The 14738-nt window shown below is 55.0% G+C and carries 14 protein-coding genes and 1 tRNA gene; 11 read left to right on the top strand and 4 right to left on the bottom strand.

Features of this window, described 5'->3' with window-relative positions:
* Positions 1-109 precede the first annotated feature (109 nt).
* Positions 110-2047 (top strand): hypothetical protein, encoded by a 1938-nt coding sequence (locus MWU64_RS07470; protein WP_247063236.1) that lies wholly within the window; start codon positions 110-112, stop codon positions 2045-2047.
* Between the two features lie 140 nt (positions 2048-2187).
* Here MWU64_RS07470 and MWU64_RS07465 read toward each other — a convergent pair.
* Positions 2188-2274 (bottom strand) — tRNA-Leu (locus tag MWU64_RS07465).
* A gap of 253 nt (positions 2275-2527) precedes the next feature.
* Between MWU64_RS07465 and rnr the strand changes: the two genes are divergently transcribed.
* From rnr to alr, 8 genes are all read left to right on the top strand, one after another.
* Positions 2528-4975, top strand: coding sequence for a ribonuclease R (rnr, locus tag MWU64_RS07460; RefSeq protein WP_247063041.1), 2448 nt, complete (start codon positions 2528-2530; stop codon positions 4973-4975).
* Between the two features lie 25 nt (positions 4976-5000).
* On the top strand, positions 5001-5738 hold the full coding sequence (gene rlmB, locus MWU64_RS07455) for a 23S rRNA (guanosine(2251)-2'-O)-methyltransferase RlmB (RefSeq protein ID WP_247063039.1): 738 nt from the start codon (positions 5001-5003) through the stop codon (positions 5736-5738).
* Positions 5739-5971: 233 nt separating this feature from the next.
* A complete protein-coding gene (gene rpsF / locus MWU64_RS07450; protein ID WP_199007621.1) occupies positions 5972-6388 on the top strand; it encodes a 30S ribosomal protein S6 in 417 nt (138 codons plus the stop codon).
* Positions 6389-6412: 24 nt separating this feature from the next.
* Entirely contained in the window at positions 6413-6643 is a 231-nt protein-coding gene (gene rpsR, locus MWU64_RS07445) for a 30S ribosomal protein S18 (RefSeq protein ID WP_008937282.1), read from the top strand.
* Between the two features lie 25 nt (positions 6644-6668).
* The gene (locus MWU64_RS07440) at positions 6669-7535 is read left to right on the top strand and encodes a hypothetical protein (RefSeq protein ID WP_247063037.1); all 867 of its coding nucleotides are present in this window, start codon (positions 6669-6671) and stop codon (positions 7533-7535) included.
* 20 nt (positions 7536-7555) lie between these two features.
* Complete coding sequence (gene rplI / locus MWU64_RS07435) at positions 7556-8002, top strand: 50S ribosomal protein L9 (RefSeq protein WP_199007619.1); 447 nt, start codon at positions 7556-7558, stop codon at positions 8000-8002.
* A gap of 148 nt (positions 8003-8150) precedes the next feature.
* Positions 8151-9557 carry a replicative DNA helicase gene (dnaB, locus tag MWU64_RS07430; protein WP_247063035.1) on the top strand — a complete coding sequence of 469 codons (1407 nt, stop codon included), beginning with the start codon at positions 8151-8153 and terminating at the stop codon, positions 9555-9557.
* Entirely contained in the window at positions 9557-10630 is a 1074-nt protein-coding gene (gene alr, locus MWU64_RS07425) for an alanine racemase (protein ID WP_247063033.1), read from the top strand. The genes dnaB and alr overlap by 1 nt, the downstream gene beginning before the upstream one ends.
* Positions 10631-10659: 29 nt before the next feature.
* Here the strand turns inward: alr and MWU64_RS07420 are convergent, their stop codons facing one another.
* A complete protein-coding gene (locus MWU64_RS07420; protein WP_247063031.1) occupies positions 10660-11016 on the bottom strand; it encodes a hypothetical protein in 357 nt (118 codons plus the stop codon).
* Positions 11017-11204: 188 nt separating this feature from the next.
* On the opposite strand from MWU64_RS07420, the gene MWU64_RS07415 reads away from it, so the two are divergent.
* Positions 11205-12077 carry a sugar nucleotide-binding protein gene (locus MWU64_RS07415; RefSeq protein ID WP_247063029.1) on the top strand — a complete coding sequence of 291 codons (873 nt, stop codon included), beginning with the start codon at positions 11205-11207 and terminating at the stop codon, positions 12075-12077.
* A 19-nt stretch (positions 12078-12096) separates the two neighbouring features.
* On the opposite strand, the gene fnr is transcribed toward MWU64_RS07415, so the two are convergent.
* Positions 12097-12858, bottom strand: a complete 762-nt coding sequence (fnr, locus tag MWU64_RS07410) for a fumarate/nitrate reduction transcriptional regulator Fnr (protein ID WP_247063027.1) — start codon at positions 12856-12858, stop codon at positions 12097-12099.
* Between the two features lie 139 nt (positions 12859-12997).
* Complete coding sequence (gene ylqF, locus MWU64_RS07405) at positions 12998-13927, bottom strand: ribosome biogenesis GTPase YlqF (protein WP_247063025.1); 930 nt, start codon at positions 13925-13927, stop codon at positions 12998-13000.
* Between the two features lie 231 nt (positions 13928-14158).
* Between ylqF and MWU64_RS07400 the strand changes: the two genes are divergently transcribed.
* Entirely contained in the window at positions 14159-14599 is a 441-nt protein-coding gene (locus MWU64_RS07400; RefSeq protein ID WP_247063024.1) for a Spy/CpxP family protein refolding chaperone, read from the top strand.
* Positions 14600-14738 lie beyond the last annotated feature (139 nt).

Raw genomic sequence — 14738 nt, 5'->3', positions numbered from 1 at the left:
GCCTGTCGTTTACCAAACTTTACAATTTGCCAAGCCGGTCAAGGTCTCCGGCTTCGGTATTCCCTACAGTAACGGCACAACCTTCTAACAAGGATAAATGGTTGCCGTGATGAAACCCCTGCTCAGTCTTTCCGTTCCCCTGCTAACACTAGCGCTCGCTGGTTGTGGTGAAGAGTCCGACCAACTACCGGTTGATGGTCGCGAATTTGATGGTGTGAGTTACAGCAAGCCTGCACCTTACTCAGGGCGGGTTATTGACGGCTACCTTCGCAACGCTCGCGTCTGGTTGGATCTGGATGGCGACGGCCAATACAGCAAGGGCCCGCTCGAAATTCTGTTAGCAAACGGTGAAACTTACACGCTGGCAAATGGCGAGCCCACGGCCATGACCGTTGCCGGCGGGCACTTTGATCTCGATATCTCGGAATTCGATGTCCCTAGTGCTTTAGGCAAGGATTTAGACCCCCGGGATTACCCCTTGTATGCGCTGGCGTTGCCCGGCAAAACTCTGGAAGAAACCCGTAACGGTGAGGTTGCCGTTGCGCGGGCTTACCTGATGTCGGCCAGCCCCGGTGTGACCAACGTAACCCCGCTGACGACACTGGCTCGCTACCGCGCTGTGGTGGGTAGCTCGATCAGCCCGGGGCTTGGTGCCGTTTCGTCGGAGCGCTTCGCCGACCTGAACGGGCTGAACTTGCTGAAGGATTACGTGCTCGCCAGCGATGACCGGGCGCATGCCTATGCCCGGGCGTTGGCCCGGTTTATGGCGAGCCAGATCCCGGATGACTACAACGCGTTGCTGGCGGAAGGTGGCAGCGATGGTACAGAGCGCTTTTTGTCAGCCGAGTCAGTGCAACTGCTCGGGATATCGCTGGTTCAGAATGCCGCAGAGGTGATGCAGCTGGTGGATGCAGCAGCATCGGGAGGGAATTACGCCAACGTGGACCCGAATGCACTGGAGTTACCGGTTGTTCCCATTGAGTTAAGTAATCCGGTGCTTGTGACAGGAGTGAATGTTTCGGCACACTCCGATCGTTCCAGCACGTTGCCCGCGAGAGATCTGAGCCCCTCCGCCGAGCTGATGTTTGACTACTCGGAAAGCGGGCGGTTGTTATCCGTTTCGAGTCAGGGCTGTATGGAGCCGTCGTTGCCCGAGGTGATGCGACTGGTGCAAGCCGATGGTTACATGGCGGCACTGAATACGCAGTGGTTGCCGGCTGTGTCTTTGTCCGATCAGGGGCAGGAACTATACGGCCAAGGCGGTATTCATGAGCGTATCGTGTTCGATTGGCCAAATAAACGGGCTTACTTTGACACCGTTACCCAGTGTCATAAGGCGACACAAGGCATTGAGCCTGACAGCACGGAACTGGGCGGAAGTCCGGAGATTGTATGGAGCTGGGCGGATAAAAGTGCCGTGGTTGAAGTTGTTTCTGGGCGAGCAGACCGAGTCCTTTCTCTGGTGGTTGAGAATTCTCCCGCCGAGATGGGAGGTGGCAGTCAGGTTAGTGGATACCGGATTGAACGTGGTGAAACGGTTGAGCGCTCGGTTATCTTCAAAGACGCCGGGGCCGGTGATAGCTGCGCCCCGGTTGGTACCGACGATGAGCCGGTCATTCCAGAAAATGCGTATGTCACGCGGTTGTTTGGAGCCACTCTCTCCGAGGGTGCTAATGAGTACGATCGCGTCTTTGAGTACGACTATCGCAGTTACACCAAACCGGAGGAGCCGTCAGTCGAGTTGGTAGTTCAGCGGCTTGTTAAATACCCGGTACAAAACTCAGTCGTCGCCAACCTGGACCGTGTCGATTCTGTGGATGGCGCGTTCCAATGGCATTTGTCCTACCCGGCACTGAATCAGGCCGATGTGACCGCGGAAACCGTGAACTACCCCCAGCAAGCCGAGTTAAAGCGGGCGGGGGCAACCACGGTATGCGGAGAACCGGTTCAAGAGCGGAACGGCGTCGCGTTCGCGCAGGTGACTTATGCGTATAAGACCCTTACGGAGTATTTGATCGAAGGGTTAGAAGATGAAGTCTCTGACTAGATAGAAAACCGCTGATGTCACAAGCGGTATGTCTGCAAGGCTGCCGCTTTTTTTATCAATGCGAAGAAAGATCAAGCATAAATGCTTGTTAGAGGCTTAATAAATAAGGTATTTGATAAGCCATTTCCTGGGGGAGGAAATGGTGCCGAGGAGAGGACTTGAACCTCCACGGGGTTGCCCCCACTAGCACCTGAAGCTAGCGTGTCTACCAATTTCACCACCTCGGCAGGTGATTTGCAGTTGCGCTGTTTGTTCAGTAAGAATAAGCGTTTCTGCCAAGATTGAAGGGTGCCCCTCAACCGATGGCGCGTACTTTAATAATTCCTTTCTGGCCTGTCAAATGTTTTAGTGAAAAAAGTTTTCACGGTATTTGTGCCTATTAATGTCCCCCTTGTCATGCAGGTTTCAAATGCCAACGTTATACTGTGTGAGTTGATGAATTTTGCCGCAGTGTTTGCGGCCTGAATAACAAGGACCCGAATGGTTTCCAAGAAAAAAAATACACGGGATCCTCACGCGGAACGTGAGGCCCAGAAATACGACAATCCCATCCAAAGCCGGGAGTTTATCCTCAATCACCTGAAAGAGCGTGGTGCCCCTGCCACTCACGAAACCCTGTGCCAGGAATTAGGGCAGGCCTCCGAGGAAGGTATCGAAGCTTTGCGGCGGCGCTTGATTGCCATGTGCCGTGATGGACAGTTGATCTGTAACCGCCGGAATGCATTCTTGCCTATTGAAGAAGCCGCATTGGTGACTGGCAAAATCTCCGGTCATCGAGATGGGTTTGGTTTTTTGATTCCCGACGACGGCAGTTCCGATCTGTTTCTGACTGCCCGCCAGATGCGACAGGTGTTCCATGGCGATCGAGTGGCAGCGCGCGTGGATCGGGTTGATGACCGTGGCCGTCGAGAAGGCGTGATCGTTGAAGTGCTCGAACACCGCACCGAACAGACCGTAGGGCGGTTCTTCAAAGAGAGCGGTATTGCTTTTGTTGTGCCTGAAAATGCGCGCATCAATCACGAGATTTTAGTACCGGATGAAAACATTGGCTCAGCGGTGCACGGCCAGTATGTGGTGGTTGAGATCTTGCGTCAGCCAACGATTCGAACCCAGCCCACCGGGCGGGTCGTTGAGGTATTAGGTGAACACATGGCGCCGGGCATGGAAATCGATGTAGCCATCCGCTCTTATGAAATACCGCACAGCTGGTCCGATGCTGTCGGCGAGCAAGCAGCAGCGATCCCAGCGGAAGTTGAGGAAAAAGACAAAGTAAACCGTGTCGATATTCGAAACATGCGGTTGGTCACCATCGATGATGAGTCCGCTCGAGACTTTGATGATGCGATTTATTGCGAGCCTCGCCCTCGGGGTGGTTATCGCCTGGTCGTAGCGATTGCCGACGTGTCTCATTATGTGCGCGCAGGCTCTCCGCTCGACGAAGAAGCGTTCGAGCGTGGCAATTCGGTGTACTTCCCCGATCACGTTGTGCCAATGCTTCCGGAGAAGCTGTCAAACGGACTGTGTTCCCTGAACCCGGATGTTGACCGTTTGTGTATGGTCGCCGACATGACCATCAGTGCGGCCGGTAACATCAGTGGTTATACCTTCTATCAGGCGGTTATGCGCAGCCATGCGCGGCTGACGTACAACAAAGTCAGTACCATGCTTGAGCACCCGGATACCGAGCAAGGGTATAAACTCAGTGCGCATTACGCCGACTTATTGCCGCATTTGCATAACTTGTACGAGCTCTACAAGCTGCTGCGAAAGGCACGCACCGAACGCGGCGCGATCGATTTTGAAACCACTGAAACCAAAATTGTTTTCGATGCGCAGCGCAAGATTGAAGAGATTGTTCCGGTGCACCGGAACGATGCTCATAAGATTGTGGAAGAGTGCATGCTGTGCGCAAACGTGGCCACGGCCCGTTTCCTGAAAAAGCACAAAATACCGGCTCTGTACCGGGTGCATGAAGGCCCGTCCGAAGAACGGTTGGCGAAATTGCGTCTGTTCCTTGGTGAGCTGGGCTTGCAGTTGGGCGGCGGTGATCGGCCAACATCTGCGGATTATCAGCAGTTGCTTTCCGAAGTCGCTGACCGCTCAGATGCTCACGTCATTCAGACGGTGATGCTACGCTCATTGAGCCAGGCAGTGTATAGCCCGGAAGAAAGTGGCCACTTCGGCCTTGGCTTTGCCAGCTATGCGCACTTTACATCGCCCATTCGCCGGTACCCGGATCTGGTGGTGCATCGGGCTATCAAGTCCTGCATTCACAGCCCGGACGTGCAGAAAGATGTGGTGTCGCCGAAAGAGTTGGACTTGGAACTGGCCGCCTACCCATACGATTACGCGAAAGTTGAACAGCTCGGCGAACATTGTTCGATGACTGAGCGTCGGGCTGACGATGCCACTCGTGACGTAATGGCTTGGCTCAAGTGTGAGTTTCTCAAGGATCACGTGGGCGAGGAATACGAAGGCGTAATTGCAGCGGTGGTGCCGTTCGGTTTCTTTGTTGAACTGGCCGATATTTATATTGAAGGGTTGGTGCACGTCTCGACATTGAGTGGCGACTACTTCCACCATGATGCGGCCAAGCACCGGCTGATCGGCGAGCGCACAGCGGTGAGCTTCCGGTTGGGGGATGAGGTTAAGGTGAAAGTAGTGCGGGTGGGTCTGGAAGATCGCAAGATTGACCTAGAGCTCACCAGCAAACCGCAAAAGCGTACCGCTGACCGGGATGCCCTGGATGTCGCCAAGCGTGAACCGCGCGGTAAAGGTGATCGGGCTGGTAAGGGAGGCAAGCGTGGCAAGTCCGGAAAGCCTGCCAGCGCGAAAGAGCGTCTGGCCAGCGAAGCTGCGCGCGAAGCCTCAAAGAAAGGCGCGAAAAAATCGGCACCGGCCGGTAAAAAGCGGAAAAGCCGCAAGTAATCAGTAACACAGGAATGAATCGCTAGTGTCTCAGGAATATGTATTTGGCTGGCACGCCGTGGATGCAGTGCTGAAGCGGGAGCCGGAGCGTTTGCTGCGCGTGTGGATCCAGACCGGTCGGCAGGACAAACGAGTAAAGTCGGTAACCGAGGCGCTGGATGGTTTGGGTGTGCGCTGGAGTGTTGTCCATCGCCGTGAACTGGATGAGCGCGTGTCTGGCGTGCATCAGGGCGTGGTGGCCGAGGTTGCCGAAAGCCGCGAATGGACCGAGGCGGATTTGTTGGCGCAATTGGCGTCGAGCCACAAGCCTCCGTTTTTGTTGGTGCTGGATGGCGTGACCGACCCCCACAATTTGGGGGCGTGCATGCGTACCGCTGATGCCGTTGGGATTCAGGCCGTCATTGTGCCGAAAGACAAGTCTGCAAGCCTGACCCCCGTGGCGCGTAAGGTGGCCTGTGGTGCGGCTGAAACCGTCCCGTTTGTCCGGGTGACCAATCTGGCCCGCTTTCTGCGCGAGTTGAAAGATCAGGGGGTTTGGCTCATCGGCACGGCGGGCGAGTCCGATGCCAACTTGTTTCAGGCAGACTTTAAAGGGCCGGTGGCGCTGGTGATGGGTGCAGAAGGCAAGGGCATGCGACGCCTGACCCGTGAGCACTGCGATCAGTTGGTGAACATCCCGATGCTCGGCCACGTTGATAGCCTGAATGTCTCGGTCGCAACCGGGGTTTGTCTGTACGAAGCGTTGCGCCAACGAACCGGTTAATCCTTGCACGATACCCCTTGTAGGCATAGAATACGTCACCCCTTTTAGAAGGGGTGGTTTTGTATTGCCTGAATTCAGGGGATCGAAATCTCGCTTTTGATCAGGCGGTTTTATACAAGGCCTTGTCGATAAAGCAAAAAGAAGCCGGCAGCCTAGCTGTCACCTCCTTGCTTTCCATGTTTGGGATCGGTTCGGTCCGAAGCAGAAAGCTGTTTAACCCGTAGGGAGAACTCATGCGTCACTACGAAATCGTATTTATGGTACATCCGGATCAGAGCGAGCAAGTGCCCGCGATGATCGAGCGTTATACCGGCCTCATCACTGAAGATGGCGGTCAGGTACATCGCCTGGAAGATTGGGGCCGTCGTCACCTGGCATACCCGATCAACAAGATTCACAAAGCTCACTACGTGCTGATGAACGTTGAATGTTCACAGGCTGCGATGGACGAGCTGACTCATAACTTCCGCTTCAACGATGCGATCATCCGTGAGCTGATCCTGCGTCGCGACGAGGCTGTTACTGACCTGTCTCCGATGAAAGCCGCTGAGTCCCGTGAGGACCGTCGTTCCGGCGGAGATGATCGTCCACGCCGTTCGGCTGAGTCTGGCGAAAGCCAGAGCACTGAGTCCAAAGGCGAAGAAGAGTAATTCACCGGAGTTAGGAGTTAAGTTATGGCTCGTTTTTTCAGACGTCGTAAGTTCTGCCGCTTCACGGCAGAAGGTGTTAAAGAGATCGATTACAAGGATCTGGACACCCTGAAAGGCTACATCACTGAAACCGGCAAAATCGTGCCCAGCCGTATTACCGGCACCAAAGCACGTTATCAGCGTCAGCTGGCTACCGCTATCAAGCGTGCCCGCTACCTGGCACTGCTGCCGTATACGGACAGTCACGACCACTAAGCACAGATAGACAGGACCCGGGACCATGCGTGCACTCGCACAGTATGTAATGCGCGGTCCCATGCAGGCCGGCGGAGTAGCAGTAGTAGCAACTATTGTTCCTTTGTTGTTCTGGATAGGCGCAGCAGTTACGGCCCTTGTCATCATGAGACAAGGGGTTCGGCAAGGGCTCACTATTGGCCTTTGGGCAGTTTTGCCTGCGTTGGGATGGGCCGTATACGGTCAAAACCCGACAGCGCTGATTGTATTGCTGCAAACGATGCTGGTTGCATCGGTCTTCCGGGCATCGCTGTCCTGGGAAAACGCGCTGTTATCAGGCGCCTTTCTGACGATACTGACGGGCCTTATGTTGCCGGTCATGTATCCGACACTGTTAAACGAACTTGTTCGAATCGGTGTCGAATTTTACGACCAATACAACGCCGAAGTGGTTCAGGCTCTGGGCGGCGATCTGGAGCGGATCATTCGAAGCGCGATGAGCGCCAGCATGGCGGGCTCGGCTTTCGCAATAGCGATTGCCATGGCCATGTTGGCGAGATCCTGGCAGGCAGGGCTGGATAACCCCGGTGGTTTTCAGCGCGAGTTTCATGCCATCCGGTTGTCGCCGGCCATCGCGGTTGTATGCGCTGTATCCATGATATCGGGCCCGTTGTTAGGGCTGAATCCGGTACTCTTGGCATGGGCTGCAGGCACGCCACTTCTGGTGGCAGGTTTGGCTTTGGTTCATGGGGTGGTTGGTCGTAAACAGTGGGGCGGGCAGGCACTGTTCGCGTTTTACATTGTGTTGGGGCTGTTGGGTCTGAATCTAATGATGCTGTTGTTGGTTCTGGCTTTTGTGGATAGCTGGCTGGATATTCGGGAGCGCATCGCGCCAACCGGACCGGCTGAATAAAGCACGAAGAGGTTAACGAGATGGAAGTTATTCTGCTCGAGAAAGTTGCAAACCTTGGCACTTTGGGCGACAAGGTAAACGTTAAGGCCGGTTACGGTCGTAATTTCCTGCTGCCGTACGGCAAGGCTGTGCCTGCCACGGAAGCAAACGTAAAGGCGTTCGAAGAGCGTCGCGCTGAGCTGGAAAAAGCCGCTGCTGAAAAGCTGTCTGCTGCCCAGTCCCGTGCAGAAGCTCTGGAAGGCGCATCCTTCACCATCACCTCCAAGGCTGGTGACGAAGGTAAGCTGTTCGGCTCTATCGGTGTTCGCGACATTGCAGAAGTTGTTTCTGCTGGCGGCACTGAAGTTGAGAAGAGCGAAGTTCGTCTGCCGGAAGGCCCTCTGCGGACCACTGGCGAGTACGACATCGAGCTGCAGCTGCACTCTGACGTTGAAGTTACCATCAAGCTGGCGGTTGTTGCCGAGTAATCGGTTGGCCACAGCAGGTAAGTTCAGCGACCGCTGAGGCTCAGGCTTTTCGCGGTCCATAACAAGCCCGATCCGGAAACGGTTTCGGGCTTGTTTGTTTCTGGTATTCTTGTAGGTCTGTTTTTCATTCCTTACGTGTCTGGTGTCTATGGCAACTCCTTCTCCCCAATCTGTGTCTATTGATTCAGAAACCAGTCGTATCAAAGTCCCACCCCATTCGGTGGAAGCAGAGCAGGCCGTATTGGGTGGTCTGATGCTGGATAATCGACGGTTCGACGAGATTTCAGAAATGATTTCGGCGGCTGATTTCTATCGCCAGGATCATCGTCTGATTTTTGGTGCTGTTGAGCGGCTGGCCAGCGAAAGCGAGCCTTTGGATGTCGTCACCCTGGCGGAGTTTCTCGAACGGGCCGGGGATATAGAAGACGCAGGCGGTCTTGCCTATCTGGCTGAGTTGGCAGAAAAAACCCCGGGTGCAGCGAACATAGCGGCCTATGCAGACATCGTGCGCGAGCGTTCGGTCCTACGTCAGCTTGTTGAAGTGTCCGGTAAGATCTCCGATTCCGCGTTTAATCCGCTGGGTCGAAAAAGTAGCGAAATACTGGATGAGGCCGAGCGCAGCGTGTTTCAGATTGCCGAAGCGCGCACCAAAGAGGGCTCGGGCCCTAAAGCCATCAACCCGATTCTGGCCACCACCCTCAGCCGCATCGAGGAACTATTCGAGTCGGGTGAGCAGACCACCGGTTTGACCACCGGTTTCCGTGATCTGGATGACCAGACCTCCGGTATGCAGCCGGCCGATTTGATTATCGTGGCTGGTCGTCCGTCGATGGGTAAAACCACCTTTGCCATGAACATCGTGGAAAACGCGTTGATCAGTACCGGCACACCGATCCTGGTGTTCAGTATGGAGATGCCCGCGGATGCTCTGGCTATGCGTATGCTCTCCTCGCTCGGGCGAATTGACCAGACCAAGGTCCGGGGCGGTAAGCTTGAGGAAGACGACTGGCCGCGCCTGACATCGGCGGTCAGTTTGCTGAAAGACAAGCCGCTGTATATCGACGATACGCCGGGGTTGAGCCCCACAGAAATGCGGTCACGAGCACGCCGGATTGCCCGGGAAAATGGCGGCAAAATCGGTCTGATCATGGTGGATTACCTTCAGTTGATGCGGGTGCCCGGTAACACCGAAGGGCGAACGGCAGAAATCTCCGAGATTTCTCGATCGTTGAAAGGTATCGCCAAGGAACTGAGTTGCCCGGTGGTGGCACTGTCCCAGCTGAACCGCAGTCTTGAGCAGCGTCCCAACAAACGCCCTGTAAACTCCGACCTCCGGGAATCCGGTGCGATCGAGCAGGACGCCGACGTGATTATGTTCGTGTATCGGGATGAGGTTTATAACGAAGACACTCAGGACAAAGGCATCGCCGAAATTATTATCGGTAAGCAGCGGAACGGGCCGATCGGCACAATCCGGCTGGCCTTTATTGGTAAGTACACCAAGTTCGAAGACTTGGCGCACGGGGATTACGGTGATTACGGTGGTGACTATTAATGCCTCGCGCAACTGTTGCCAGAATTGATCTGGATGCTCTGAAGTACAACTATCAAGTGGCCCGGGCCAAAGCAGGCTCGGCCCAGGCTATGGCTGTGGTCAAGGCAGATGGTTACGGCCATGGCATACAAACTGTTGCAAAGGCGCTGGCCACCGACGCCCGAAAATTTGCAGTGGCGTGTTTGGAAGAAGCGCTTGAAATACGGTCGGCGGGGTTGAGCCAGTCGGTGGTGATGCTTCAAGGCGTGCACAGCCGCGAGGATATGGCGCTGTGTTCACAGCAGGGCTTCGAACCGGTGTTGCACAACAACCAGCAGCTGCAATGGCTGGCCGCCGGCCGCGCTCCGGCGTATTGGCTGAAAGTGAATACCGGCATGAACCGGTTGGGTTTCAGGCCCTCGGAACTCCCTGCTGTCATGGCAAAACTGGAAGAAGGGGGGCAGCGAGCGGAGCTGCAAGGCTTCGTGACTCATTTTGCCTGTGCTGACGACACCTCCAGTCCCATGACTGCCGAGCAAACCCGCATCTTCGAGCAGGCCACACAGGCCTGGCCGACACTGATGCGAAGTGTCGGCAACTCCGCCGCTCACTTCCTGCCTGAGCAGCCGCTTTACGACTGGAGTCGGCCCGGCATCATGCTTTACGGGGCATCTCCCATGATTGGCAAAACCGGGTCTGATTTGGGGTTAAAGCCGGTGATGACGCTCGAAGCACCTTTAATCACTACGAGAACCGTCAAGCCGGGAGAGTCGATCGGCTACGGTTCAACCTGGGTGGCCGAATCGGAAACTCGCATGGGAATGGTGGCGATCGGTTATGGCGATGGCTATCCGCGCCATGCAGGTACGGGAACGCCTGCGGCTGTTCTTGGGCAGCGTATCGGGCTTCTGGGCCGGGTATCGATGGACATGCTGGCCGTTGATCTGACCGGCGTGCCGGAGGCTCAGGAGGGCGACATGGTGGAGCTGTGGGGCAAAACCGTCAGCGTGGACGAGGTGGCTGCCTGTGCGGGGACCATAGGGTATGAGCTGCTGACCGGCGTAACGGCCCGGGTGCCCCGGGACTGCTACTGATGGTCAGTCCCGGGAAGCGGTGATCACTTTTACTGGGCTTCCGGCTCGTGAATGATTTCTTCGATGAACTCCAGGATAGAAGTCAGGCTTCGGTCGTTCAGTTTTTTAAGTACTTTGTGAACCACCATTTTACTGCCCTTGAGCATGCTGCTGATGCCCACTTTGGCCATGCTCATGGTCACGTTGCCGGCATTCAGGCGTCGTAGCGGTTCCAGAAAAAAGAAATCAAGGCCGTTCTCGGTCAGGTCCACAATCAGGTTGTGCAACTGGTCGATGGCTTCCTTGTCGGCTTTGCCGCGCGCTTTCAGCTCGGATACTGTATAAAGCGCACGGGTGCGAAGTTCATCGGGGATAGGAGCAACAATGTGGCTTTGTTGTTTCAGCATGATCAGTCCTGGTGTTGTATGCTCATGGTTGCAGCGCCAAGGTGTTGCTGCGAAGAGCGTGGTTCGTACTGACTAAAGTCAGCGTTTATACGGTGTGATGAATGGTGCAGCAAAACCATTGTTCAGGCCATTGGCCTGAACGTGGATTAGCCTGTCAGATCAGCGAAATTCGGAGGTAGTGAATTCCCGTGCATGTCTTAGTTGTTCACGATTATGGCCCATTAGGCCGGGTGCTTCTTGACCGCTTGCGAGCCTCGCACCTGCGGGTCAGCCCGTTGCTGATAAGCGACCCTGCGCGGGTGGATTTGCATGCACTGGCAAGCTGGATTCCGGACGATACCGATCTGATCGTTAACGCGCTGTGGTTGGGCGATCCCGAACAGGCTGAAGCCGATCGTGAAGCGACTCATGAGGCCGCATTCTCACTGCCTTTGGCGCTTGCCGGTCATGCGCTGGAGCGCGGCATGGCCATGCTCCAGTTGTCGTCGTGCTATGTGTTTGATGGCCGCAAACAAGATGCCTATATCGCGTCTAATCCCGGCCAGCCCATTAATGAATTGGGGCGCTGGCAGTGGGAGTGCGAGCAAGCGTTGCGGAGTCAGTTACCTCGACACATTATTTTGCGTACCGGATGGAGCCTGGCGCGGATTGCAAAGAAGGTTTATCAAAACAGTGCCAACGCAGAGGCACTACCGTTGCCTGATCGTTGTCACGGCCAACCGGTGGCGGTGAAGGATCTGGCACGAGTCATGGCGGCAATCATCATGCAGCTGGATTGCGGCGCAGAAGTCTGGGGAACTTACCAATATGCCGGGGCGGAAGAGATATCCCTTTACGAATTAGGGCTGGCTATCGTCGAGATGCCGGGGATACCGGAAGGCATTAGAGTGGTCGACGAAACGCCAGACTGGGGCCATCTGGAGCCGGTAAACACAACCATGGTGTGCACGAAGATACGCAACACCTTTGGAATTAAACAGTTGCCTTGGCGGCGTTGGCTGGAAGAAGAGTTCTTGATGGCGACTGCAGCCGATACATCCGAGAACGAGCCGGCTCAATAAGCCCGGCTCGCCAAATCGTTCAGGCTTGCGAGGATCGGCAGGCCTGCTTGCTCACTTCGTGAGTGACAGTCTGCAAGGCTTCAACATCCAGAATTTCAACCTCACGCCCTTTTGCCCTCAAAATGCCCTGGCTCTGGAAACGCGTAAATACGCGACTGACGGTTTCAACCGCCAAGCCCAGGAAGTTGGCAATGTCGTTTCTCGGCATGGGCAGGGTAAAGGTTGTGCCTGACATCCGGCGACGGCGGAAGCGGCTGGAAAGAGAAAGCAGCAGCGCAGCGATGCGTTCTTCAGCCGTGTTTTTGCTGAGCAGCATCGCCAGTTGGTGGCTGCTTTGGATTTCTTTGCTCATCAGCTGATACATGTGGTGCTGAAGTTCCGGCAATTTAATGGTCAGCTCTTCCAGTTTGTCCATGGGGAACTCGCACAAGCTGGTGCGCTCCAAAGCTTTCGCTGTGCAGGCGTAATGATCGCTGCCCAAACTGTCTAAACCAACAAGCTCGCCCGGCATGAAAAAGCCTGTGACCTGCTCTTCACCGCTTTCCGTAATGATGGATGTTTTGATCGAACCGCTCTTTACCGCGAAGCAGGATTTAACCGGCGTGCTTTGGTCAAAAATGTGTTCGCCACGGTTGTAGATCTTTCCCTGCTGAACAATGTCCTCCAAGCTATCGAGATCGTTTTCCTCGACCGCAAGGGGCAGGCAAAGATTGCTGAGGCTGCACTGATTGCACGAGGCCTTGAGCGGAGAAACGGAGCGAAGCGGAATTGCCTTAGCCATAACCAAAAAACCTGAAATAAATGGTGTAAACAAGCTGACCAGCGATCGCAGCTTATTGAGCGTTAAACGAGTATACCAAAACAAGATAGCTGTATAACGAATCTTCGAGCTAGCGGTATTTATGCTTAATTTTTAACGCTTAGCGTTTTCGGCCCTTTTGTTTGCGTTCCAGTTCCTCTGCTTCTTTTTGTGCGGCTTCAATTTCCGCCAGCGCTCGGGCCTCTGCCAGTTCTTTTTCGACCATCGCCGGTGTCTCCAGTGAAATTCGCCCAATGGTGCCAGCCCGAAACTCATTGATGAGCACTTCGGAAACCTTGTACAAGTCGGGAACACCGCCACGGCCGAGGAAACGGCGTTTAGCAGCAATCGCGTCCATTAACGCCAGTCCGTCCTGTGGGCGCTCATTCAGGCCGTAACGGGACATGGCCAGTTCCGGGTAGGCGTCGACCAGATAATCCGCCTCAAACATGGCAACGTCTTCAAAATCGAGTACAGCGCTGCGAATGGCGCCACTAACGGCAAGACGGTAGCCGCATTGCTCGGGCGACAGTTTGGGCCAAAGAAAACCCGGCGTGTCGTACAGCAGAACATTGTCCGGGAGTTTGATGGCTTGTTGGGCACGTGTTACTGCCGGTTCGTTACCGGTTTTCGCTGCTGGCCGGCCCGCTAAAGTGTTAATCAAGGTGGACTTACCAACGTTCGGAATGCCCAGAATCATCACCCGCAGTGCACTTTTCTGGCGGTCGTGTTCGGGGGTCATTTCCTCGGCTAGCTTGAGAATGTTCAAGGCTTCCTGGCGCTGGTTATGGGTCAGGGTGATGGCGCGCACCCCTCGTTCCTGTTCAATCCATTCCAGCCATTGGTCGGTAATTGCCGGGTCTGCCAGATCGCGTTTGTTCAACACTTTGATCAGAGGTGTATCGCCACGCAACGATGGCACCAGCGGGTTTTCGCTGCTGAAAGGGAGTCGTGCGTCAACCACCTCGATGATGAGATCCATCTGGGGCATGACTTTTTTGATCTCCTTTCGGGCCTTGTGCATGTGCCCGGGAAACCAGTTAATGGCCATGATGTCTGCTCCGTATGGTGGGTAAAGCCGCCATTATGCAGTGGAATGACTAAATTTTCACATTGTCAAAATGCCGGAGTGGCGCGGGGTGTGGGCCGGTGCCCCCAAAAACTGTACAAAAAGCAGGGGGATCGGGGTGAAATCGCCTGCGGGAATGATTTAGGGTGTAAAGCACTGAAACTTAAATTGACCCTATTGTGGTGAAGTTACCACTCACGTTTGGAGCGTTTTATGAAACTGAAAAAAATTATTGGATCGGCCCTGGTAGCCATTAGTTTGTCGATGCCGGCATTTGCCCAGCAGGGCCAGACAGATCAGGTTGCCCAATTGGCGCAGATGGTGGGCTTGTCGGATGACCAGCAGGCCGAGATTCGCGACATCATCAGCGAGATGGAAGGTGAGTTGGGTGAGCTGCGTCAGGACGCTCAGGGGCTTCAGCGTGAGCTGCAAGGCGAAATCAAAGCGGATTACGACGAAGACAGCATTCGTTCCCACGCCGAGGAGTTGGGCGAAGTGACCGGCAAAATCGCCGCGATTTCTGCCTTGATGCAGGCCAAGGTGGATGCGGTGTTTACCGAAGAGCAGCGGAACGAGCTTGACCAAAAGATGCAGCAAATGCAGCAACAGATGCAGCAGCAAATGCAACAGCGCCAGATGCAACAGCCGCAGTAAGCGCTCGTAATGCTCAGACGCCCCGCCAGAGGGCGTCTGACCCCTTCGTTTTGCTTCATGATTTCTCTCTCACATTTGCCATTCTGAATTCGTTCGAAAATACCATGAATGGACTATTAGCCTTTAGCTTCTATAGTGG

It is taken from the genome of Marinobacter sp. S0848L (genome assembly GCF_023016065.1).
Lineage (GTDB): Bacteria > Pseudomonadota > Gammaproteobacteria > Pseudomonadales > Oleiphilaceae > Marinobacter.
This window is presented reverse-complemented; position numbering and strand designations above follow the sequence as displayed.